The sequence below is a fragment of the Spirosoma jeollabukense genome (assembly GCF_054777855.1).
In genome coordinates this window covers 124217-148369 of record NZ_BAAHAD010000005.1, presented here as the reverse complement: position 1 = coordinate 148369, position 24153 = coordinate 124217, and the positions used below count along the sequence as shown (strand labels likewise).

General features: G+C 48.4%; 21 protein-coding genes. 11 read left to right on the top strand and 10 right to left on the bottom strand.

Annotation, left to right across the window (positions count from 1 at the left end):
* The first annotated feature begins 79 nt into the window (after nucleotides 1-79).
* Complete coding sequence (locus tag ACYVEA_RS20025; RefSeq protein ID WP_461115210.1) at nucleotides 80-1855, top strand: CocE/NonD family hydrolase; 1776 nt, start codon at nucleotides 80-82, stop codon at nucleotides 1853-1855.
* Between the two features lie 97 nt (nucleotides 1856-1952).
* Entirely contained in the window at nucleotides 1953-2918 is a 966-nt protein-coding gene (locus ACYVEA_RS20020; RefSeq protein WP_461115209.1) for an HNH endonuclease, read from the top strand.
* A gap of 132 nt (nucleotides 2919-3050) precedes the next feature.
* Here ACYVEA_RS20020 and ACYVEA_RS20015 read toward each other — a convergent pair whose 3' ends face one another.
* Nucleotides 3051-4127, bottom strand: coding sequence for a DUF2652 domain-containing protein (locus ACYVEA_RS20015; RefSeq protein WP_461115208.1), 1077 nt, complete (start codon nucleotides 4125-4127; stop codon nucleotides 3051-3053).
* Between the two features lie 243 nt (nucleotides 4128-4370).
* Here ACYVEA_RS20015 and ACYVEA_RS20010 point away from each other — a divergent pair, with 243 nt between their 5' ends.
* Both ACYVEA_RS20010 and ACYVEA_RS20005 read left to right on the top strand, forming a co-directional pair.
* Nucleotides 4371-5381 (top strand): aldo/keto reductase, encoded by a 1011-nt coding sequence (locus ACYVEA_RS20010; protein ID WP_461115207.1) that lies wholly within the window; start codon nucleotides 4371-4373, stop codon nucleotides 5379-5381.
* Between the two features lie 61 nt (nucleotides 5382-5442).
* Nucleotides 5443-6363 (top strand): helix-turn-helix domain-containing protein, encoded by a 921-nt coding sequence (locus ACYVEA_RS20005; protein WP_461115206.1) that lies wholly within the window; start codon nucleotides 5443-5445, stop codon nucleotides 6361-6363.
* 169 nt (nucleotides 6364-6532) lie between these two features.
* Here the strand turns inward: ACYVEA_RS20005 and ACYVEA_RS20000 are convergent, their stop codons facing one another.
* From ACYVEA_RS20000 to ACYVEA_RS19990, 3 genes are all read right to left on the bottom strand, one after another.
* Nucleotides 6533-7390 (bottom strand): hypothetical protein, encoded by an 858-nt coding sequence (locus ACYVEA_RS20000; RefSeq protein ID WP_461115205.1) that lies wholly within the window; start codon nucleotides 7388-7390, stop codon nucleotides 6533-6535.
* A gap of 433 nt (nucleotides 7391-7823) precedes the next feature.
* Entirely contained in the window at nucleotides 7824-10355 is a 2532-nt protein-coding gene (locus ACYVEA_RS19995; RefSeq protein ID WP_461115204.1) for a serine hydrolase, read from the bottom strand.
* Nucleotides 10352-10816 (bottom strand): Lrp/AsnC family transcriptional regulator, encoded by a 465-nt coding sequence (locus tag ACYVEA_RS19990; RefSeq protein WP_461115203.1) that lies wholly within the window; start codon nucleotides 10814-10816, stop codon nucleotides 10352-10354. The genes ACYVEA_RS19995 and ACYVEA_RS19990 overlap by 4 nt, the downstream gene beginning before the upstream one ends.
* Before the next feature lie 156 nt (nucleotides 10817-10972).
* Between ACYVEA_RS19990 and ACYVEA_RS19985 the strand changes: the two genes are divergently transcribed.
* The 4 genes from ACYVEA_RS19985 (at nucleotide 10973) to ACYVEA_RS19970 (ending at nucleotide 15555) form a co-directional block, all read left to right on the top strand.
* Nucleotides 10973-12037: a DUF1611 domain-containing protein gene (locus tag ACYVEA_RS19985; RefSeq protein WP_461115202.1), complete on the top strand. Its 1065-nt coding sequence runs from the start codon at nucleotides 10973-10975 to the stop codon at nucleotides 12035-12037.
* On the top strand, nucleotides 12027-13094 hold the full coding sequence (locus ACYVEA_RS19980) for a mandelate racemase/muconate lactonizing enzyme family protein (protein ID WP_461115201.1): 1068 nt from the start codon (nucleotides 12027-12029) through the stop codon (nucleotides 13092-13094). The genes ACYVEA_RS19985 and ACYVEA_RS19980 overlap by 11 nt, the downstream gene beginning before the upstream one ends.
* 69 nt (nucleotides 13095-13163) lie before the next feature.
* Nucleotides 13164-14090 carry a heme-dependent oxidative N-demethylase family protein gene (locus ACYVEA_RS19975; protein ID WP_461115200.1) on the top strand — a complete coding sequence of 309 codons (927 nt, stop codon included), beginning with the start codon at nucleotides 13164-13166 and terminating at the stop codon, nucleotides 14088-14090.
* Nucleotides 14091-14178: 88 nt separating this feature from the next.
* The gene (locus ACYVEA_RS19970; RefSeq protein WP_461115199.1) at nucleotides 14179-15555 is read left to right on the top strand and encodes an APC family permease; all 1377 of its coding nucleotides are present in this window, start codon (nucleotides 14179-14181) and stop codon (nucleotides 15553-15555) included.
* Nucleotides 15556-15621: 66 nt separating this feature from the next.
* Here the strand turns inward: ACYVEA_RS19970 and ACYVEA_RS19965 are convergent, their stop codons facing one another.
* The 4 genes from ACYVEA_RS19965 to ACYVEA_RS19950 all read right to left on the bottom strand — a co-directional run bounded on the left by ACYVEA_RS19965 (nucleotide 15622) and on the right by ACYVEA_RS19950 (nucleotide 18659).
* Complete coding sequence (locus tag ACYVEA_RS19965; RefSeq protein WP_461115198.1) at nucleotides 15622-16071, bottom strand: rhodanese-like domain-containing protein; 450 nt, start codon at nucleotides 16069-16071, stop codon at nucleotides 15622-15624.
* Nucleotides 16072-16161: 90 nt separating this feature from the next.
* Nucleotides 16162-17520: a hypothetical protein gene (locus ACYVEA_RS19960; RefSeq protein WP_461115197.1), complete on the bottom strand. Its 1359-nt coding sequence runs from the start codon at nucleotides 17518-17520 to the stop codon at nucleotides 16162-16164.
* A 9-nt stretch (nucleotides 17521-17529) separates the two neighbouring features.
* A complete protein-coding gene (locus tag ACYVEA_RS19955) occupies nucleotides 17530-18135 on the bottom strand; it encodes an acyl carrier protein phosphodiesterase (RefSeq protein WP_461115196.1) in 606 nt (201 codons plus the stop codon).
* Nucleotides 18132-18659 carry a deoxycytidylate deaminase gene (locus ACYVEA_RS19950; RefSeq protein ID WP_461115195.1) on the bottom strand — a complete coding sequence of 176 codons (528 nt, stop codon included), beginning with the start codon at nucleotides 18657-18659 and terminating at the stop codon, nucleotides 18132-18134. Before ACYVEA_RS19950 ends, ACYVEA_RS19955 begins: the two co-directional genes overlap by 4 nt.
* 117 nt (nucleotides 18660-18776) lie before the next feature.
* Between ACYVEA_RS19950 and ACYVEA_RS19945 the strand changes: the two genes are divergently transcribed.
* From ACYVEA_RS19945 to ACYVEA_RS19935, 3 genes are all read left to right on the top strand, one after another.
* Nucleotides 18777-19799: a Gfo/Idh/MocA family protein gene (locus tag ACYVEA_RS19945; protein WP_461115194.1), complete on the top strand. Its 1023-nt coding sequence runs from the start codon at nucleotides 18777-18779 to the stop codon at nucleotides 19797-19799.
* A gap of 68 nt (nucleotides 19800-19867) precedes the next feature.
* A complete protein-coding gene (locus tag ACYVEA_RS19940) occupies nucleotides 19868-20782 on the top strand; it encodes a pirin family protein (RefSeq protein WP_461115193.1) in 915 nt (304 codons plus the stop codon).
* A gap of 85 nt (nucleotides 20783-20867) precedes the next feature.
* Entirely contained in the window at nucleotides 20868-21887 is a 1020-nt protein-coding gene (locus ACYVEA_RS19935) for an aldo/keto reductase (protein ID WP_461115192.1), read from the top strand.
* 99 nt (nucleotides 21888-21986) lie between these two features.
* Here ACYVEA_RS19935 and ACYVEA_RS19930 read toward each other — a convergent pair whose 3' ends face one another.
* Nucleotides 21987-23312, bottom strand: a complete 1326-nt coding sequence (locus tag ACYVEA_RS19930) for an ABC1 kinase family protein (RefSeq protein ID WP_461115191.1) — start codon at nucleotides 23310-23312, stop codon at nucleotides 21987-21989.
* 70 nt (nucleotides 23313-23382) lie between these two features.
* Nucleotides 23383-24033, bottom strand: coding sequence for a TetR family transcriptional regulator C-terminal domain-containing protein (locus tag ACYVEA_RS19925; RefSeq protein ID WP_461115190.1), 651 nt, complete (start codon nucleotides 24031-24033; stop codon nucleotides 23383-23385).
* Nucleotides 24034-24153: the final 120 nt, after the last annotated feature.

Sequence of the window (24153 nt, the reverse complement as noted above, 5' to 3'; positions counted from 1 at the left end):
TTTATTCCCTCACGCACAGACGCTTCACTCCATGAAAATCATTTCCCGCTGGCTCCCTGGACTTTTTCTGCTTTTATCAATGCCATCAATCGCCCAGGCACCCAGTTCCTACGAACGCAGGGAAGTCCTGATACGGATGCGCGATGGTGTTCGGCTGAATACGGTTATTTATACGCCTAAAACCAGTAAGGAACCAGTACCTTTTCTGCTGACCCGCACCCCGTATGGCGTCAGTGAAACCGACAGTCCGGATCGTATACCGTATGTAAAAGATATGGCCGACGATGGCTACATCTTTGTCTATCAGGACATTCGGGGACGGTATAAATCGGAAGGCACTTTTGAGATGCAACGATTCAGCCGCAACAAAGAAGACCCAAAAGCCATCGACGAGAGCACGGATACGTATGACACCATCGACTGGCTGCTGGCGAATGTGCCTAACAATAATAAAAAGGTAGGCATGTATGGCATTTCGTATTCAGGCTGGACTACCGCTATTGCGGCCATTGATCCGCACCCGGCCCTGGTAGCCGTTTCGGAACAGGCGACGCCTTCAGACATGTTTCTGGGCGACGACTTTCACCACAATGGTGCGTTTCGGCTGAGTTACGGATTTGAGTACGCGTTCATGGAGGAAGCGACCAAAACGGACTCGCTGTTTCCCTTCCCCAGTTATGATACGTATGACTGGTACCTGAAACTAGGGCCGCTTTCGAATGTTAACAAGCTGTATTTCAAGGAGAAATTACCCACCTGGAACGACTTTGTGAAACACCCGAATTACGACAGATTCTGGCAGAAACAATCGCTTATTTCCCGCATCGACAGCCCAAAAATCCCCATCATGAACGTAGCGGGCTGGTGGGATCAGGAAGATTTTTACGGCCCGCTGAAAGCGTATCAGCTTTGGGAAAAGCAGGACAAATCGCACAAAAATTTTCTGGTGGCTGGCCCCTGGAACCATGGCGGCTGGGGGCGGAGTGATGGCCGGTCATTGGGCAATATCAAGTTCGATACGGCCACATCTGTTACGTTCCGAAAGGAGATTCAGGCGCCGTGGTTTGCCTATTATCTAAAGGGGAAGGGGTCGGGAAATTTTGCCGAAGCTGTTACCTTCCAGACGGGCTCAAATACCTGGAAACGCTACGAAACCTGGCCGCCCAACGAAGCCACCAAACGCAATCTCTATTTTCAGGCAAACGGCAAATTATCCTTCAACGCGCCCAACGTTGCAGCCGGCGCCGATAGCTACGTATCGGACCCCGCCAAACCCGTTCCCTACCGAACGCGCCCCATTGAAGCAACCTACGGTCCGGGGTCTCGCTGGCGCACCTGGCTTACGGAAGATCAGCGATTTGTGCATAACCGACCGGATGTACTTTCGTGGGAAACCGATGCACTTCAGGAGGACATAACGGTGACGGGCGAGGTGTTGGCCAAATTATTTGCGGCAACCACCGGCAGCGACGCCGACTGGGTTATCAAGTTGATTGATGTCTATCCGGCTCATTACCCAAAGGAGCCAGCCATGGGCGGCTATCAGTTCATGGTGGCGAATGATGTTTTTCGGGGTCGGTTCCGGAAGAGTTTTGAAAAACCGGAAGCCATTCAACCGAATAAAACCGAAATGTATTCGATTGATCTGCACACGATCAATCACGTTTTCCAGAAAGGCCACAAGATGATGGTACAGATCCAAAGCACCTGGTTTCCCATTATCGACCGGAATCCCCAGACGTTTATGCCGAACATTTTTGAGGCCAAAGAAACCGATTATCAAAAAGCCACGCACACCATTTTCCGATCGGCTGCGGCTCCCTCGCATCTGGAGTTGAGCGTAGTGGGGAAGTGAGAGAGTTTTAACTCAAAAATAATAGATTACAGTAAATAACAATAGATTACAAAGTGCGATTATTTATTGGACTTAATATAAAATACAAATATAATTTATGGAAATTATTGCTGATTATCCAATAAATGAAGATGCAATAAAAGCAATTTCAGAATTACAGCATGATTACGATTTTTTAGTAATTAAAAGATTTAACAGAGAAGGGGATAAGAACTTCCTAAAGGGTTCTATTGAAAATAAATGCAGATTTTGTGGAAAATCTTTCCCCCATGTTAAATTTAGGAAAATTGCACACGCAATACCGGAATTTATTGGCAACAAATGCTTACTTGCAAAATTTGAGTGTGATACTTGTAACAACTATTTTAGTGAATTCGAAAGCGAGCTAGCAAATTTTATGCTACCTTTTAACGTAATAGCTGGAACAAAATCAAAAGGCAATAATGCGCCTAAATTTAAATCCAGCAATCAGCCTCAAATTAATAATCAGAATGGAATAATTTCTATCAGTGATTTTTCTGATCAAATTTTATCAGATTCTGAGTATTCAAATTTAGAGTTTAAAATAATTTTACCATCTCATATTCCTGAACTCATATATAGATGTTTAATTAAAATTGGGCTAAGCATTATTCCTGAAAAAGATTTAGAAAACTACAAAAATACAATTGTATGGTTAATGGATAAAAGCATTCAATCAAATATAAAGCCTTTTATGTTATTTTCTTTATACCCTTTCACTATAAGCTCCAATGAAATATTTTGTTCAATACTTGTCAGAAAAAATAATTGTACTAAAAATGTCCCACATTCTATTTTAGTGCTCTCATATGGGAATTTCGCTTTCCAAACTTTAATTCCATACAGCGCAAAAGAAAAAATTGGAATTAAATTACAGGCTCTTCCATTTATATTTCCAACGATATTTGACTTAAATAAAAATCATTCTATTACAAGAGTGGATGAATACATTGAATTAAGTTCAACCGAGAAAGTAAAGGATAAGAGAGTATCATTTAGTATAGAAGGAAAGCGATATACAGAAAATTCAATGAACTTCTAAGTGAAATCAATAAGTAACTCATTTTCTGTCTTTCCTACTTTCAAAGTTTCACTACGTTAAATTTACAAATCTTTCAAGCCCCAGTCCTGCATAATGGCGATAACAGTATTAACATAGTCCAAAAAAAATACCCTAAAGATCAAATTCAACTTTTTCCTCGCAATATGTCTTAAGTCCTTCTGCCATCTGTTGTAGCCTCTCAAGGAACGTAGCACGTACTTTTTCCGGCAAACCGGATTCGTCAGCATTCATAAAACGACAGCTAAAAGTACTGGTCTTTTCATCAATTTCTTTGAATACATATTCATAAATCAACGAGAGATTCATCGACCGAATCTGGCAACTTTCGGCATAAATAAACCCATCCTCGGTTATCGTCATTCGTCGGGGTGATAGGATGGCTTCATACTTGTCGAAAGTGAAACGATGAACGCTGCCAATGAACACTTCGGATATGTCCTGTTCTACCTTTTGCAAACCGGGAACCCAGTCAGCACGGTTGGCTATATTCATAACAAATGTCATATAAACATCACGAACGTTTGCCGCTATCTCGACGTCATGGTATGGCGTCGTATCCGTACGGTAAAAAACCGGTGGGGCCGGTGGTTCAGGCACGAGTTTTCTCAGGCCATTCAGCATGGTAAAGCGATACTCCACTTTACCAATCGAATCATATTCTGATGACGAAATAGTCCATTCCATGTCCTCCGTTTCCGACGAATCAGCCTCCTGTTGCAGCAGTTTTTCCGTTATCAGTACGTACTCATGATTTTCAATATCATTTTTCAGTAAACGGTGGGCAACGATCATATCCAGGCCCGATTGTTTTGTGAAACGGCCTACTTTTATTTCAGCCAGCGGCCCATGATGCACGACAAACTTCAAGGTTAGATTACTAATCGATTGGCAGGCTTTGCAAGGGCAAACGGTATAGCGCTGAATCCATATCCGCCTGAAATGGAAGGCGTTAAAGATTTTAAGGCACATGTCCAGTACGTCTTTTTTGGCAGGCGCCGGGCCTTTTTTTATCAGCAAAACAGCATCGCCTTCAATTTCTGATACGTCATATTCATCCCCTACGGCCGTCACTATTTCATCAATGAGTAAATTGATGGCGTGTGAGCTATGGTTGAGTTCCGTCGTTGTCATGAACTCGGTAAATCCGCTGATATCCGGGATCAGTATCGTTGCGTTAGTTTGCGCCATTGCCTAAAAGAATAAACCGCTAAGTTAATGAGGAGTAAAGTCATGTGAGCCGCAAAAATTGGTCATTTTAGCCCACTTATTCCCCTATTTTTGCGTAACAGGCACTACTTTTTGCAAAAAAGCCTGACTAATTTAACGACTTCATTTTGGATACAACTCCGCTCGATTCGGCTACTTTTTGGCGGGCAAGTCTACTGACCTTTGCCTTGTTAATCAGTAGATCATAAATCAACCAGTCGAGTCATGAATAGTATAAAGAAAATCAGCTTAGGTAGTCAGGGGCTTGTTGTTCCCGTGGAAGGGCTGGGGTGTATGGGAATGACCCAAATTGCGGGAAATGATGTGTATGGACAAGCCAATGAAGCCGAATCCATCGCAACGATTCATCGTTCGCTGGAATTGGGCGGCAATTTTCTGGACACCGCGGACCTCTATGGCCCGCTGCAAAATGAAAGGCTGGTGGCGAAGGCTATCAAAGGGGCCAGAGATCAATACGTTATAGCGACGAAATTCGGTTACGAAATAGACGATACTGAACAATTGACCTGGCAGTTCAATGGCCAGCCTGCCTATGTAAAAAAAGCCGCCGAACGCTCACTTAAAAACCTTGGCACCGATTACATTGACCTCTATTATCTGCACCGGCTCGATCCGAACACGCCCATCGAAGAGACCGTTGGGGCCATGGCGGATCTGGTGAAAGAAGGCAAGGTTCGTTACATCGGGCTTTCGGAGGTGTCGGCAGCGACGATCCGAAAAGCGCACCAGGTGCATCCGTTAACCGCCGTACAGACGGAGTATTCTCTGTTTGAACGAGGTGTGGAGGAATACAGAATTTTAGCTACATTACATGAACTCGGGATTGGGTTTGTGGCGTATTCACCGTTGAGCAGGGGGTTTTTAAATGGAGTCATCAAAAGCCCAGCCGATTTTGATGATTCCGATTTCAGGAAATATATTCCCCGGTTTCAGGGCGAAAATTTCAACAAAAACATGGAGTTATTGGCTGAAATTAAAAAACTGGCCGAGGCAAAAGGGATTACTTCGTCGCAATTAGCGATTGCCTGGGTGCTGTCGAAAGGCGCTGTAGCGATACCGGGCACTAAGCGAGTTAAGTACATTGAAGAAAATCTGGCTGCCGCCGATATAATTCTAAGTCCGGACGAGAAGCAGCAATTGGAAGCTATTGTACCCCTGGGGATCTCTACCGGCGACCGTTACGATGCGGCCAACATGGCAGGCATTGATCAATAAACCAGTAATAAAGTTGAGAAAGCATTGCTAGTTTTCTCAACTTTATTTATTATGTACGCTGATGAAAAAAGAAGCAAACCACCCCTACGTTATTAATTCAATTTCCGACCTGCATCGCTTATTAGCGTTACCCAAGCCGGAACATCCGATGGTGAGTGTCATTAATCTTGGCGAAATAAAGTGCTATCTGGATGAAAGTTTACGTAGTGTGATCTATAATTTCTATTCGATCTGTATCAAAAAAGACTTCAAAGGAAAAATGAAGTATGGGCAAAACTATTATGATTTTGACGAAGGCGTAATGACGTTTTTCTCGCCCGGACAGGTCGTCTCTACGGAAACGCCCGAGGACATATCATTGTCGGGCTGGTGGCTGGTTGTCCATCCTGATTTCGTACGGAATTATTCGGTAGGCAAAAAAATTAAAGACTATGGTTATTTCTCTTATGCCGTAAATGAAGCCCTGCATCTTTCCGAAAAAGAAGAAGCCATGATTACAACTATCATGCAAAACATAGATCAGGAATATCGGTCAGTAATTGATACGTATAGTCAGGATGTTATGGTTTCTCATATTGAATTATTACTCAATTATTGCAACCGGTTTTATAACCGGCAATTTATAACTCGTAAGACAGCCAGTAGTGATTTATTAATCCAGTTAGATGGCATTTTAGCGGACTATTTTACGGGAGACACGGTGCAGCAATTAGGCTTGCCTACCGTTCAGTATATTTCGGATAAACTGAATGTATCGCCCAGCTATTTGAGTGATATGCTGCGAACATTGACGGGCCAAAACACCCAGCAGCACATCCACAATAAATTAATTGAACAAGCCAAAGTAGCCTTAACAACGACCTCTTTATCCGTGAGTGAAATTGCCTACCAGCTGGGTTTCGAATACCCGCAATCGTTTAATAAATTATTCAAGAGCAAAACGAACGTATCACCGCTGGAATTTAGAAGCTCTTTTAATTAAATTCAGTTATTCTTTTACCCATCTACATCCCTGACAATGGCTTACCCGCCTGGTGGAATTAATGGGAATATAGGTTTACCACCATGGCTCAAACAGCGTTATATGCCCCAGGTTTCCAGTAGTAGATTATCTGGGGCACATAACGATAATTATCAGAAAAATCAACGTATCACGCGGCCATCCTCAACAATGAACCGTTATTAGAAACGGGTATTGAATACGTAGTTATTGTCGCATTGCTTGGCGGCAGTGGCTTTTGAACAACGTTTACATTCGATGACGTGCCTTGTGATCCGGAAAACGTACCGGAAGCCATTGCCTGCACCCCCCCGTTCACAACCTGATACCCGGTCGTATCTATTATATTGTTATTAATGCAATCGGTAAAAACACTTCCGATATCCACAAACCACAACCAGTGATAGTCATTGTTGTGATTCAGATCTACTTTATTATTGAACCAAATGGCAACTGATCCCGAAAGAAAGCAAGTGGCTGTCCAGGGAATATCGTACTGATTGGTTGTTACAACCAACGTAGCATCGACGACACTTTCCGCCGGAACATTTATGGTCGTGTTAATTGACCAGCTCTGGGAGTTAGTTGTCGTTTCAGACTGTGTGCTCGACAGAGTTAGATTCACGGAAACCTGCTCCGTTGCCGAAGCAACACTGGGAACCCCTTCTGTAGCGCTTACCTGAACCCCAACCTGAAGGCTTTCGGTTATGGACCAGGCAAACTGCTGTGTAGTTGTTACACTTTGCACGTATGCCTGAGAATCCTGCACTGAACTGTTATTATTAAATGCCGATACGGTTGAGGAAATAGAACCCGACACCGGATTATAGTTGCTGGTATCGTAATTCAAGGATTGATACGTAGCACTGGTTTGATATTGATGATAATTAGCCAGGTAAGACTGGGCCCCATAGTTGGTGCTTTCCGTAAATTTGACGCCACCACCGTTTAGTTGAGCGTTCATCCAGTTTCCCCAGGCATCAGTGATACTCTGTAATGAGTTAGCCATTTTTTTAATTACTAAAGTTTATTGCTTACTCTGATGAAGGCTTTTCAGCGTCCGCCTGCTGTGCAATTGAGCTCAAATTGTTGGTTCAAAATTGCAGGGTATCGAAGAGAACTTTACTCATTTTCTGGACAAAAACACTAAATTTCAGGACATCTCCCTGAAAAACCAGTGGTTCACTTATAGGTATGTTACAGACTACCCTTGATGTTGATACGTATATTGCAGGCTCCAAAAAAAATACAGCACATGTTGGAGCAACTACATGCTATAGTCAGAGAAGCGACCCCGGAAGCTGAGGAAGTCATCAAATAGGTATGCCCACTTTAGTTTTGAGCGGCAATCTGGTACAGTTCGCTGCTTTTGAAAACGATATAGGGTTTTATCCAGCCCGGCCGGAAAGCCAAGCGTGAGCGAAGAACAGAACTTATAAAAATCATTCTCGCCGAATCAATACCCCTGGCTGCTCACCCGTCGCTTTCTGCTCTTTGTACACAAGCTTTCCAGCGACCCAAACGGCTTCAATACCCGTTGACAGCGCGCTGCTATCGCCAATTCGGGCGTTGTCCTGCACCGTGTCGGGGTTGAGTAATACCAGATCAGCGTAGTAACCGGGCGCAATTATACCCCGGTTTTTCAAGCCAAGATGTTCGGCCGATAGCCCCGTCATTTTGTAGATGGCCGTTTCGAGCGGCATCAGTTTCTGGTCGCGAACATAGCGCCCCAGTACCCGTGTGAAAGCCCCATACCCCCGCGGATGGCCGGTGTAAGCCCCGTCGGAGCAGATAACGGTGTGCGGCCAGACCAGAAAATTCTTTACATCCGGGTCGTCCATCGACTTACCCATTATCCCCTCAACACCGTCTGCGTCAGGATTTTTCTGCGAAAATGCCGACGCTTCGGCGACCAGTCCCATGAGTGTCTGTGCGGATTTTTCGTGCCGCAGTTGGGCAATGTCACTAATGGTTTTTCCCGCGTACGATGGATTGGCCGCGAAACGCACCAGCACCGACTGGGCAGGATCGAAGAGCTGATTGACCGCAAACTCCGCGCTGGCGGCATTGGTGTAATCGCGCTTGGGGAACAGTACCCGTAACGTCGACATCCAGTAATCATACGGGTAGCAATCGGCGGTGATGTTAATACCCTCAGACCGAGCCTGTTCCAGTTGCGCCAGAATACGAGTCGATTGTCCCCATTGATCACGCAACGCGATTTTGATGTGTGAAATCTGAACGGGCATTTTCGTGATTCGACCAATCTGGATAATCTCATCGATGGCATCGTCGATCATCATGTCTTCGCTCCGTATGTGGCTGATATACCGCCCACTTGAATCGGCCGCTACCTGCGCCAGTTGTATGACTTCGTCGCGGTTCGAGAAAAAGGCCGATTCATATTCCAGCCCCGTCGACAGGCCCAGCGAGCCATTGCTTAACTCAGCACGTAACAGCGTTTTCATGCGATTGACTTCGTCGGGTTTGGCGGTTCGGTACAATCCGTTGGCACCCATAACTTTCTGACGGAGCATGGCATGTCCCGTGTAACTCGCTACGTTCACGGCCACGGGTTGCCGTTTCAGTCGGGCCTGTAGCGTGTCCATGGGTGTTCCGCCCCCATCCTGCCCCACCACAATCGTCGTAACACCCTGACTGACAATCGGAAGTGCGTCAGGTTTAAGCCCCCAATCATGGTGGCTGTGGCTGTCGATAAAACCCGGCGCCAAAACCATCCCACGACCATCGGTGACTGGTTCATTTGGAAAAGCGTTCAAATCGCCAATTTCCCAGATTCTGTTGTTTCTGAGCCGGACAGCCGCTTTTTTAACTGGTAAACCAGTACCATCGATGAGCCGGATGTTCGTAATCAGATTCGTCCGGGCCAGCACGGGCGTCTTTCGCGCCAGAATTTCCTCGGCCACCCGACCTGCCGCATTCGTCCCGTTCGTGAGAACGATCAGCGTTTGTTTTTTATCAATGTAGCGCGTAATCAGGGTTCGAAAACCGACCCAGCTACCCGTATGTCTAATTACGTTACCGCCCTCCTCGATCATCCAGCCAAACCCGTAGGGATACGTAGCACCTGAGTTGAGTTTTACGGGCGTAAAAGCCTCGCGTAACGTAGTGGTTTTGATCAGTTTCTCTGTATATAATGCCTGATCCCAGGTCAGCAGGTCCTCGGCGGATGCATAAACATTCCCATCGCCGATGACCCCGTCGATCCGAATCAGGTCATTTGGTACGTTTGTGCCGTTCTCCCTCTGAAAACCATACACCCGATTTCGGGGCGTCGTGCGGCTTTTGTGGTAATAGATGTACGTATTTTTCAGTTTGAGCGGTTTGACGATGTGCTGATCAAAAAATGTTTCGATCGGCATCCCGCCCACTTTCGTGATGATCGACCCCAGCAATACGTAGCCCGTATTGCAATATTCCCAGCGATCGCCCGGCTGGAAAATAAGGGCGGGTTTGTACTGATGCAGCAACTGAAGCATCCCATCATTGGTGAGCGTATCCAGCGGGCCGAGGTATTGCTGCGCCAGATTGAAATACTCAGGCAACCCCGACGTGTGGTTCAGCAGATGCCGAACGGTGATCTTTTCGTAAGGGAATTCGGGCAGATACGTTCGTACCGGCTCGTCGTACCGAAGTTTTCCCCGCTCCTGCAACTGCATGATCATCATGCTCATAAACTGCTTCGACACCGACGCCAGATTGAAAGCAGAGTTTATCGCCAGCGGTTCGTTGGTAGCGATGTTGGCGGTACCTAATGCCTTCGTATACCGGACTTTACCCTGCTCAGCCACCAGCACGACGCCGTTAAACATAGCCCGGTTATGAAGTACGGTCAAAGTGGAGTCGAGCGTTTTCAGGCGAGATGCCAGCGGGGACGTAACAGACTGCGCCTGAGCGGTGAGCTGTCCGGTTACAAAGGCTATAAGAATGTAGCGAAAGAATTGGGACATCATGATTTTGGGTAGGTTGGCACAACGGTTGACTGCTTAACGGCATAGAGGGCTATGGCGCTACTGTGGACACGTATCATCGGGAGCCTGGCCAGTTGCTGCAAAAACTGAGCGTATTCTTTGATGTCACGGACCACTACTTTCAATTGATAATCAATGGTTCCCGCCAAGTGATACGCGTCCAGGACGTCGGGCATCAGGCGGATGTTCTCTTCAAATTCAGTAATATTTTCGGGTGTATAGTCGGGCATGGACACGTTGCAAAACACGACTAGTGGCCGGCCTACTTTCTCGGCATTGACCAGCGCTACGTAACGCTCGATGACCCCGTCGCGCTCCATTCGCTTGATACGCTCAAAAATGGGCGTGGTGGTCATGCTTAGCTGTTCAGCCAACTCCTTAATCGTGAGTTTGGCATTCTGTTGCAACAGGGCGAGCAAACGAAGGTCAACGTCATCGAGCATAATCAACCTGAAATAATATTCTTTTCAAAATGGCAATCTAACAGGTGTATAGAATATTATTCCACTATTTACTTTTTAGCACAATTTTATTCAATCAATTAAGCAATTATAAGAACGAATCTATAGATTTATCAAAATTTTTAGAACAATTAACAAATGAATAATCGAGCTATTCTGTTGACTGATGGCTTGTTAAGTACGCCGAATGCCAAAACTGCCCACGGTCTGATTCGCGGTACAGAGCGCTACACGGTTGTCGGAGCCATTGACGTACCGACAGCCGGACAAGACGCTGGCTATGTATTGGATGGGCACGTTCGGGACATTCCGGTTTTTGCCTCCGTCGAGGAAGCTCTGGCACAACTTGGCGACGTTGCCTATGCCATTGTATCCATCGCCACCAACGGGGGCGTGTTGCCGCCCACGATGTTGACCGACATTAAGCGCAGCCTCGAACAGGGACTTTCTATCGTCAATGGATTGCACGAATTCCTCAATGACAAACCGGAACTGGTGCCGCTAGCGCAGCAATATGGCGGACAGCTTATTGATGTGCGACGGCCCAAAGCGCGCAACGAACTGCATTTCTGGACGGGTGAAATCAATCAAATTACTGCCCCGATTATTGCGGTCATAGGTACCGACTGCGCGCTGGGAAAGCGTACCACCGCCCGCCTGATCCGGGAAGCCTGCGGACGTACTGGCCTGAATGCACAGATGATTTATACCGGGCAAACGGGCTGGTTACAAGGGGTTCAGTATGGTTTCATTTTCGATTCAACGCTCAACGATTTCGTATCGGGTGAACTGGAACATGCGCTGGTATCATGCTGGCGCGAAACCGGGGCCGATCTGTTGCTGATCGAAGGGCAGGCCGCCCTTCGGAATCCGAGTGGTCCCTGCGGATCGGAGTTTTTGGTTTCGGGTAACGCACGTCACGTCGTACTGGTTCACGCCCCCAAACGGACATATTACGACCACGACCCCACCTGGGGTAAAATTCCATCCGTCGAGTCAGAAATTGCCTTGATTAACGCCTACAACTCAGACGTTATCGCCCTGGCGCTCAATACTGAAGACTGTAGTACTGAGGAAGCGTTCATGTACCAAAAACAGTACGCCGAACGTCTCGGCATTCCGGTATTATTGCCGTTACAAGAGGGTGTAGACCCAATTCTGCCGGTTCTTGAGACACTACTTTCCAAAACTCATGCGCATTAAATCCATTCGGGCGTTCATTCAGGATCTGGCTCTGACCAAACCCTACACCATTGCCTATCAGACAACCTCGTCGGTCGAGAATGTCTTTCTGGAAATCGAACTCGACAACGGCATGGTTGGTCTTGGAGCCGCGAACCCGTCCCCCGAAGTAGTGGGAGAATCTCCGGCGCAGACCCTGCAAAATCTTCAGAGTGAGTGGGTTGAGAACCTGGCTGGGCGGGACATCCGTCTCTTTCTCAGCCTGATTGACGAGGCTCAACAACAGTTTCCGAATGCGCCCGGCACGTTGGCCGCGCTGGATATTGCACTGCACGATGCCTTCGGGCAATATCTGGGCATTCCAGTTGTGCAGTTTTACGGACAGAAAATACGGTCACTACCTACGTCTGTCACCATCGGTATTATGAACGTAGCAGATACGCTGACCGAAGCGGCCGCCTATGTTAAGCAGGGATTTCGGGTGGTGAAGGTGAAAACGGGACTGGACGTAGCGGAAGACATCGAGCGGATCGTGAAACTTCGGGAGACTTTCCGTAATGAACTGACGATACGTGTCGATGCGAATCAGGGTTATTCACTGGCTGATTTAAACCGTTTTTATACAGCAACAATAACAGCCAATGTTGAACTGATTGAGCAACCCTTACCAGTGGGCCAGGAACACGAATTGCTGGGTTTATCAACCGATATCCGACAATTTCTAGCGGCCGATGAATCGTTAAAAGACCCCAAAGCAGCTTTGCAGTTGGCGCAGCAACCCCAACCATTTGGCATTTTCAATATCAAACTGATGAAATGCGGGGGTATTAAAGCGGCTCTTGAGATCGCTACGATTGCCCGGCCTGCTGAAATTTCGCTATTTTGGGGATGCAACGACGAAAGCAGGGTGAGCATCGCGGCAGCCCTTCATGCAGCCTTCGCCAGTGTCAACACGCGCTACATCGACCTGGATGGTAGTCTTGACCTGGCCGAAGACATTGTATCGGGTGGTTTCCTTATCGAAGATGGCTTTATGCGCCCCACCGACGGCGCGGGTCTGGGATTGGTTCGTCTTTGATAAAACCCTGACAACCAGCGTCGGCTCCCGCCATTCCATACATCATATATCCGATATCATACATCGAAAATGCTCCCCTACTTCCCTTTCGGCCAGCAGTTTAATGACAAAATGGGCACAGCTCCATTGGCTGAACATGACCGGCTGATAGAGGTTGATGAGCACTACCTGACTGAGATTACTCTGAAAAGGCAGCTCCTAGTTGAACTTCCTGCGTACTATTTTCAGGCCCTACCAGGCTACGAAACAGCGCAGTGGGACGTAGTGAATCTTGTTTTAAATAATCTTTCCCGTTTCCAATCCGATCAGTTCACGCTTCGCCTTAAAGGTGATAACTGGTACTGGCACAATCGCTTACTGAATGAAACCGTAAGCTTTACATATGGGGATTCGCGCACGCTACCGATGGAGCCGCTCGATTGGGTAGGCCGACAGGTGCAGGAAGATTTGGTATTGCTCTCAGGCGATGACGCTACGTTGGTGGCCGGACAACTTTGCTTCGCTAATGACTGGTGTCTTGATGAGAAAATAGGATTGCCCTTCTGGCAGATTCATGCACCGATTGTTCCAATTGTGGAGCCGATGATGCAAGCTGCCCGGAAATTCATGGAACGCCTGTCCGCTGGTCGATCTTTCTGGCGGACGAACTGGAGCGTGAAAGTGAGTGATCAGCTGGACATGACGAGCCGACATACGGCAGCACTCAAACAACTCCTCGCCAATCGGCTACCCTGCCTGACACCCGAAACAATCGGGCAAGAGCTTTTCGTCCGAGTCGAGCGACAAACCCTCACCCGTTTATCCCGTTCAGGTGCCATCCTGTTCGGTATCCATACGTATCAGAATCTGCTTGCGCACGAAGCTGCCGACCCCGAGCGCGCTGAGCGTATGGCGCAAGTATTCAGCACCACGCCACCGGCAATGCTGGATTACAAAAGTATGACAGCTTTTACGCCTTCGCTCCTTGTTTATTTAACTACACCAAAACCTCTGTAAAGCCGCCAATCGCTATCTAATTATTTCGTACTATTGCTATTATATAAAATAGTACGTCCACTCAGCTCCGATTAGCCAAACATTCCTCATGCACAAACTCGCCCGCACAATTGAATTACGTCCTGCTATTTTATTGGTCGTCAGTGGTATTGTGGGATCGGGTGTTTTCAAGAAAGTAGCGCCCATGGCGGCTGAACTAGGTTCCCCATTGTTGGTGCTAGCGTGCTGGATCGTAGCCGGATTGATTAGTCTCGCTGGAGCGCTTACTTATGCCGAGATGGCCGGCATGTTTCCGCAATCAGGTGGGGAGTACGTCTATTTTAAAAAAGTCTACGGACGCTTATTTGCGTTTTTGTATGGCTGGGGCGCGTTCACCGTCATGCGAACCGCCACGATTGCCGCCCTCGCGCATATCTTTGGCCAATCGCTGATATCCCTCACTGGCTTACGCGATTCCTCGGTCGAGTTCGCCGTGAAATGCGTCGCTACGTTGCTTATCAGCGTGTTAAGCCTGCTAAATTACCGGGGCGTTACGTTTGCGGAGGGATTTAGCCGGGCCCTCATCTACCTTACCTTTGCGGCTGTGGCCGTCATTGCCTTCATCGGCTTTCGAGCCGACACAGGCAGTCTGGCCAATTTGACACAGGCCATTCCGAGGCCCAGCGCTACATCCCACACGCTACTGGGTTCACTGGTTGCCGCTTCCCTGGGCGCGTTCTGGGGATACGAAGGCTGGAATCAGATCGGGTATATTGGTGAGGAAGTCAAAAATCCACAGCGCAATCTGCCCATCGCCCTCGGGGTAGGAACCAGTATCGTTATCGCGATTTATGTGCTGCTGAACGTCGTTTATGTATACGTCCTCCCCATACATACGCTGGCTGATCTGGCCAGCGTGCCCGGCAAGATTGCGGGTGTCGAAGTGGTCCGTCAGGCGGCTGGCTGGGTGGGCGCTACGTTTATTTCGATATTGATTCTGGTAACGACATCAAATTCAACCAACGCGTCAATCCTGATGCCTGCCCGGGTGTTCTATGCGATGGCCCGCGACGGGCTGTTTTTTAAGGCAGCCGCGATCATACATCCCCGTTATAAAACGCCATCGGTCGCCATCTTGCTGCAAAGCGTCTGGTCGGTCGTTTTGGTTTGGTCGGGGAGCTTCGACCAGCTAACGGATATGCTGGTCTTCGCATCCTTTATTTTCTACGGAGCTACGGCCCTTGGCGTCATTCTGTTACGGTATAAACAACCCGATTTGCTACGCCCCTATCGGACTATTGGCTATCCAATTGTGCCTGTTTTTTTCTGTGCCTGCTGTGCGTTGCTGGTCTGTATGACGCTCATCAATCAGCCCCGCGAGGCCATAACGGGTTTGGGTCTGATTGCTACGGGCCTGCCTTTTTACTGGTTCTGGCGAAAGCGCCCCGAAGAGTCTAACGTAGAAAATCCGGTACTGAACGAGTAATGTCTCTGTGAGCTTTACCCGTGTTTGAATCAGTACTTAACAGGGGCTAAAGCCCACAGAGACACGTCAATCAATAGCCGGATAGCCTTTATCGAGCCAATCGGTTTTCAAATTTTTGGGAATATTCAACAGTTTGTGATTGGTAAATCCCATTTCATTAAGCTTCGTGAACGCCGGCCGAACATTGGGGCATTTACTGAACGGGCAACATCCACAATAAATCACAATTGCCCGATCTTTCGGCTCTTTGCTGAGCAGTTTTTCCAGTTTCGCTATATTTTCAGCCTCGTTGGCTGGCCCAACGCCCACCGATGTCTTGATCGTAGCGGCTGGCCCAATGCTGATAATGAGCGGCTGTTTCGCATCCGGGCTGGCGATTGTAGCCGCTAAGTCAGCCGGTTCGAGCAGTTGCTCAGGGCTCCAGGGCTCGGCTTTTTTCCAGCTAATCTGGGCGAAAATGGCGCAGATCAATGTAATGGCAAGGATCAGTGAGGAGATTGTTTTTTTCTGGTTCATAACTTGACTATTTTTCTACATCATGGAGCGATGCCGCTCATTTTTAGGCAAGAAGCAATTTTAATCCTTAAGTCGGATACGCTTATCTTTTTATTTCTCGGGTACATACCAGAACGGAAGGGTAACGATTTCCTCGCCCCTGGCAGCAGAGTCGGCCTGGATGCGAATCCGAAGCATGTTCCTGCCCGTTTTGAGGTTAGTTGGTAGTAAGATCGTTTGCCAGCCGCGTTGCTGAGGAGCCTCCCGTATCGTGAACAAGAGGTTCGGGTTACGATACAACGAATCATTTATATCAATGTGTATCAAGCGGTTAATCTGCTGGCTGCTCCACATCGCAACCAGTCGGCGTTTTTCAGCTCTGGACAAAGAATCATTCCACACAGGCTCCGGGGCTAGTTTGGTCAGGAGCGTATCCAGGGCTTTGGGATACGCTATAAACAACCGAATATACGGATCACGAATCACATCCTCCTGAATAGAGGCCACGCCAATATATTGACCCTCAGCTCGTTGGTTATCATAGGAACCTGGATTAATGTACAGGCTATCCAGCCGGGCCGAATAGAGATGGCGTCGGTTCAAGCTTACTGTCCGTCGATCGAGTCGAGCGAAATCAGCGAAAAATTCGACGACAATCAACACCATGAAAACGCCCGTCATCAGGGCTATCGTTCTGAGGATTTTCTGATACGACAGGTGGCTGTAGAACGTATTGAGAATAAAGGCAAAGGGTCTGTAGAGCCCCAAAAATAGCAGCTTGCTCAGTTCGGTAAATCGATAGTGCAGGCTGACACCGCTCGGATGCGCTTTGACCCTGGGTAAACTCAGTACAATACTGGTCAGCAAATAGCCAGCCATCAGTACGTAAGCCATTAGCTTGACCCCCTGCCAATACTGGGCCGGGATAAACGGCCGCAGAAACGAGTAAATCAATACGGTCAACAGGTAGGAAAAGGCAACGATAATCAGGATGAGAACAAATAGAAAGGCTATTGCGAATACCGTATTGCATCGTCGATCCAGCCGTATAATGTAGGCATCCAGCGGTCCCAGTTTTGCCGCCATCCGATCCTGGGCGTATTTAGTGGAAAACGGTATTCGGTCGTAGTGAATACCCGTTGGATAAACAGCCAGTAAACCAACCAGGCCAACCCAAAAACCACGCATAACGAAATTTGTCAGAAAGGCGATGAACAGGACGTAGCAGATTGCCTTCATTAGGCTATAAGCCATCGACGGAAACAGTCCCTGCATCCCCACGGTTTGCGTCAATAAATTGTAGCGAAAGTAATCAAAGGCGGCATCGAGCAAGTCGGGCAGTTGCAGGACGGCAAACAAAGCCGCCCCCGAGATAACCAGTTCGAGGTTCCAGCTCTGGGTCGTTAACTCACGTAGTTTTTCTTCCTGCTCGGGAAGCAGAGGCTCAGTTGGGGCTGGTACTTGGGTCACAGGAAAAAACTATAGCAGCGTTAATAAATCGATACGTGTCTGTTGACAATGGTCGACCAAATCAGGCCAAAAATACGTAAAATGCGCCCCGATTTCCTCATAGTACAGATCCAGATCCTCAATGGCCGTATCTAATCCCGATGGATACGCGGTTCGGCGGGAAACGCCCTTCAGCGAACGATCAATCCCATCAATAAATTGATAATTCGTCAGCCAATCCTGCCGAATCATGTACTCAACCATTCGAGCAGCCGGGACTGGTAATCTGGATACATTGGTCTGCAACGTCTGGTAGAAAAACGCAACAAATTCAGTTAGTGGCTCGCCCGTGAGTTCCTGAAAGTTGGCCGCCAGAAAATGATCAAAAAATATGTCCACGGCTGGCCCAGCGTATTTATGACAGCGTGGATGCAACAGGTCACGCACGGCCGCTACGTCAGGATGCGCATCCGTAAATGTATCAATAGCGCGGTGAAGCCGAACGCCCGCTACTTCGCCGGGCGTCAGGTTATGGCGCGGACTGGCAGGGTCTCCTTTGATAAAATCGCCAATAAAGTTACCGATAAGTAAATCTGTGTTTCGGCCGGAGAGATAACCATGCGCCAGAATGTTCATGGCTTTCTGGCGGGAATGGGCGGTTCAGCCAGCAAGGTAACGCCCTCGCCCGATACGTACCGTTCAACCGATACGCCAAATCGACGCAGAAAATCAACGCCTTCGTCGGAGCCAATACCCTTATATTCAGCATAGGAATGCAGAAAGATCACTCGGGCAATTTTCATGCTGTAAATAATTCGGGCGCAGGCGATGCAGGGCGATAACGTTACGTAGATGGTGGACCCTTCAATCGCCGAGCCGTTTTTGGCGGCATAAAGAATAGCGTTTTGCTCGGCGTGAAGCGCCAGTGAACACGACCCTTTAGAGTCACGCGGGCATCCTACATCGGGAAATTCCTCATCACAATTGTGCGTTCCAGCGGGGGGGCCGTTGTAGCCGATGGAAATAATTCGGGTGTCGCGGGTGAGTACAGCCCCGACCTGCGCCTTGATGCAGTGCGACCGTCTGGCCAGATTAACAGCCAGTTCCATAAAAATATCGTCGAAGCGGGGTTTAGCAGGCGAATCAGCAGTACGTAACATTTGGTAAAGATACGTGTTGGTGCGCCAATTGCCCCAATGTTCAGCCAGCAAACCCACGCAGCCCAAATAAGATCGCCCCTGTAGGAAAGGTTACCAACTTTTTACTTTCTTTACGGCATGTCAATACTCAAAGCAGCTATCATCGGTGGAGGCCATATTGCCGATACCAATCATATCCCCGCCCTCAAGCAGTTAGGTGAGCAGGTAGAGGTGGTTGCCGTGTGTGGCCGGGACCTGACGAAAGCCCGGGCGCTGGCCGATAAACATGGCATTCCCAACGCGTTTTCCTACACGGGTGAAATGTATCAGCAATGTCCGCTCGATCTGGTGGTGATCTGTACGCCCAATCACCTGCACTATCCACAAACCATTGAAGCACTGGAACATAACTGCCACGTATTCTGCGAAAAACCGCCCGCCCTGACGGCTCAGGATGCCCGTGAAATGGCTGATCTGGCGGCTCAGAAAGGGTTGGTACTTGCCTATAATTTCCAGTTACGCCAATCGGCCGAATGGGAGTTGTTTATGCGTTGCAAAGACGAAGGCCTGTTGGGCAACATTTATCATATCAAAGCTCATTTCCTGCGTCGGCGGGGGATTCCGGGTTGGGGAAATTTCACGAACAAGGACATACAGGGCGGGGGTGCGCTGATGGATCTGGGTGTTCACGTACTGGATCTGGCGCTGTGTGCCCTTGGCTACCCCACTCCCGATCAGGTGTTGGGCAATACGTATGATTTTATCGGAAAAACGGGCGGAAAAGGCCTGATGGGGAGCTGGGACCCCAAAACCTTCGGCGTAGAGGATGCTGCAATGGCCTATCTTTCGTTTCCCAACAAAGTGTCCATCATGCTATCGGCGTCGTTTGCCCTGAACACGCAGGCCGACAAAGATCGTGATCTGGAAATTTTCGGCAGCAAAGCCGGGGTTAAGCTGTTTCCGTTCATGATGTATACCGAAATAGCGGGCGAACTGGCTGATGTTCGGTTTCCGTATCTGGAAGAGGTGGACATTCAGCTTAAAAATACAGCCTCCTTCCTGGATGCCTGCCAGGGAAAACCGTCGACCGTTTGTACGGCCGAACAGGGTGCGATTTTACAGGAAATCGTGGAGCGAATTTATGCGTCGGCAGAAAGCTAATTTTTCGTCAGGATTAAATTACTGACAAACAATCCTGTCGAAAAAATTCCAATAAAACACATCCCTTCATGCTAGATATAGTCATTGATGCCCGACCCGCTTCATTAGGCAATGGATTCAATGTCCGGCGTATTCTGCCCTACCGGCTCCGACGAATGCTCGGGCCGTTTATTTTTATGGATCATGGTGGGCCGGTGGCGCTGAAACCCGATCAGGTTTCCAGCATGGACGTACTACCCCATCCACACATTGGCCTTTCGACCGTGAGTTATTTGTTCGATGGACAAGTCACGCACCGGGATAGCCTGGGCGTACAGCAGATTATCCGACCCGGTGAGGTAAACTGGATGACAGCCGGCAGCGGGATTGCCCACTCGGAGCGATTTGAAGATCCAACGATGCTGGCCGGCGGCACGCTGGAAATGATTCAGACCTGGGTAGCGCTGCCCGAAGCGGATGAGGAAGATGCCCCCTCGTTCGATAATTACCAGCCCGATGAACTTCCCATTTTTACGGACAAAGGTGTCTGGATGCGGCTTATTGCGGGCAATGCCTTCGGACTGCGTAATGATGTCAAAACACATTCTCCTTTGTTTTATGCCCACGTTATCTTACAACCGGGCACCCGATTCGGGTTGCCCCTGGGTTATCCGGAACGGGGAGCCTACGTAGCGAAAGGGACAGTGGAAGTAAATGGAAATCACTATGGAGCCGGTCAGTTACTCGTCTTTACGCCGGGTATCGACCCCATGATGATTGCCCTCGAAACGACTACGATTATGCTGCTGGGCGGAGAGCCGCTGGGTGAGCGCTTTATCTGGTGGAACTTCGTTTCCTCCCGACGGGAACGTATCGAGCAGGCCAAAGCGGACTGGCTGGCTGGCCGTATTGCTTTACCACCCAATGACAACCGGGAGTTTGTCCCCTTGCCCAACGATAACTCCAGACCTGCGGGAACACCACCGCCCCAACCGCTTTCTTAATAAAGGTGAATTGGCGACAGCAGAACTTTGCAACCGGATTTTTTGTCAGAACTGCTGATTGTTACACGTTAAAATAAGACGAATCATGACGTATAAGTATGTAGGCAATACAGGCCTGATGGTGTCGGAGCTGTGCTTTGGCGCAATGACTTTTGGTGGTCAAAATGCTGGTATATGGGAGCAAATAGGTAAACTACAGCAGCAGGAGGTCAATGAGCTCATCAAAGCGGCAACCGAAGCCGGTATCAATTTTTTCGACACCGCGAATGTATATTCGCGCGGCCAGTCAGAGCAGTTATTGGGGCAATCCCTGAAAGACCTGAACGTCCCGAGGGATCAGGTTGTAATTGCCACCAAAGTATTGGGTCGTATGGATGATTTCCCCAACAGCCTGGGCCTATCCCGCTATCATGTTTTTAACTCGGTCGATGCGAGTTTGAAACGCCTGCAACTGGACTACATCGATATTCTATACGTACACGGGGTTGACCCTAAAACGTCGCTGGAAGAAATTGTACGTACCCTGAACGACATCGTCAACACGGGCAAAGTACGCTACGTCGCTATCTGTAACTGGCCCGCCTGGATGGTGGCGAAAGCTCAGGCGATTGCGCACTACAGCGGCTGGCATAAATTTATCGGCTTACAATACTACTATTCGGCGGTTAGTCGGGATATTGAACACGAACTGGTGCCAATGGCCGCCGATCATAAACTGGCTATATTCCCTTGGAGCCCATTGGCGGGCGGCTTCCTGACCGGCAAATTCACCCGCGCGCAATCCAGTGCGGGTTCACGCAGAGACAGCTTCGATTTCCCGCCCATCAATAAAGAAAAAGCCTATGACCTGGTGGACGTCATGACGGAGATTGGTAAGCCGTATGAAGCTTCCGTAGCGCAGGTAGCCCTGGCCTGGGTACGGCAGCAACCCGGTGTCACCAGCACGATCATAGGCGCCAAGTCGGTAGAGCAGTTAAACGACAATATCAAATCCACGACCTTTTCGCTGTCCGGGGAGGATTTGAAGAAAATAGACGAAGTAAGTCCGCTGCCCCTGCAATATCCCGGCTGGATGGTGAAGCAGCAGAGCGGATACAGAAGTTAACGTAGCGTAAATTCATGAGTTACACTACGTACTACACATAAAAAAACACCTAAGCGACTCTGGACCAGCTTAGGTGTTTTTTGTGTGTAGCAGGATTGCTTATGCAACTAGTTTCTTCGACCTCAACCATTCGGGCTTGGTCGTTACAATTCTGGCTTTCAGCTCATTCAGCATGGCATAAAGGCCATAGTAGGTACGATTGACGTATAGACCATCCTGCGAGCCCCGCGCTACTTTCGAGTTCTTCAATTCCTGAACGTTGGCTAGTCCTTCGGCAAACGCATACACCTTGTTGAAGTATGAATCATCGCCAAAATCAAATTCATCAACAGCAAACGGCTCGGCCAGCATCAACGTCATTTCTTTGAAAAGATCGGAGAAAAACTGTCGATCTTTTAGCGAATCTTCAGGTGTCAGGAATTCCAGATTATTGAAAATCTCTTCCGTCAGCTCAGCATCTTCGAGGGTATCGGGGTTGACGAGCCGAAAGTAATTATCGTAGTAAAAGTCGGGAATGACTTTCACGCAACCGAAATCAATCACACCCATAGTGCCGTTGGCCCTCATCAGGAAATTACCCGGATGCGGATCGGCGTGTACCTGACGTAGCGTATGAATCTGGAAGTCATAAAAATCCCACAACGCCTGCCCGATCTGATCGCGAACAGCCTGCGACGGATTTGTCCGCATGAATTCCTTCAGATGTAACCCATCGAGCCAATCCATTGTCAGGATACGTTTGGATGACAATTCAGGATAATACTTTGGGAATACCAATCCCGGAATATGGGCGCAGGCTTCCGATATTTCAATCGATCGCTTGAGTTCCAGATCGTAGTCGGTTTCTTCCAGCAACTTCGACTCCACTTCGCCCATGTACCGGTCAATGTCCCGCTCATTGAGGTTAAGCAGACGTACCGCCAAGGGTTTGGCAATCTTCAAATCCGACGTAACAGCATCGGCGACACCGGGATACTGGACCTTGACGGCCAGCTTTTTACCATCCTTCCAGGCTACATGTACCTGTCCGATACTAGCCGCATTGACCGCATCAATGTCAAATTTATCGAACAGTTGCGATGGCGATTTACCGAAGTATGTTTTAAACGTTTTAACGACCAGCGGCCCCGACAACGGTGGTGCCGAGTACTGCGCCATCGTGAACTTGTCAGAATACGCTACCGGCAACAAACCCCGATCCATACTCAGCATCTGCGCCATTTTGAGGGCCGAGCCTTTGAGTTCGCTCAACGCATCATAAATATCAGCCGCGTTGTCTTTGTGTAGTTCGTCTTTTGACAAGCTGGGGTCCATCAGTTTTTTACTGTAGTGCTTAATGTAATTACCACCAACTTTAACCCCAGCCTTCATAAACTGGCTGGCACGCGCAACTTTACTCGTCGGAACGGATGTCTGGATTTTCATAGGCAGAAGCATGGGGCAGGGAGCAGGGAGCGTGGGAACAACTCCCCTGCTCCGCACCCCGTGCTCCCTGCTATTTATTTTGATACATAAATTTGGCAAAGTCGAACAACGTATCTAAAGGCGAACGGCCAATGAGATCAAAAGCGGTGTTGACTGACTTTTCGATGGCTGAGTCGGTTTTTTCGAAGTTCTTACTTACGTCACGCACCCAGAAATCAAGCAGGTAAAGTGTCTGTGCCCAGAGCGCGTTCGGGTAACGGTCAGTAACAAACGGACGTGGTTCAACTTCCTTGCTTTCACGGCCTTCGGCCAGCAAGTCACGGGCGTAATCGAAAAATGCGTCCTTGAATAAAGTTAAAACAGGCGTTTGTGGTTTCATGCGCCCTATGCCCCGCGCCCCAAGCCCCATGCGTCCATAGCTGTAGACGACAAAACTGCGTTGAGATTTGAGCAATTCGATCCAGGTATAATAAAACGCCAGCAATTTCTCCCGTACGGAATATCCCTGGTAGGTCTCATCGGCATCTACCGTGGTTTTGGCATCGGTAAAAAACGTGAGCCAGATGTCGGCTTCAATGGCGTCGAAGGATGTATACTGAGTATAAAAGTCAGCTTCGGCGATTTTCAGTTTTTTGGCAAACTGAAAGACTGAGGGGGGTTGTTTCCCGTTTTCTAATACGTACTCGGTGTACGCCTTGCGGATTTTTTCTAGCATTTCCATACACAAAGAGAACGGTAGGTTTAGGGAAAAAGTTTAAGGCTTCTGCGCATCTGAAAGCCCAATAACTTCCCTTATTTTTGTCCTGTTATTTATACTTAGTTGCACGAAACAAGCTCTAAA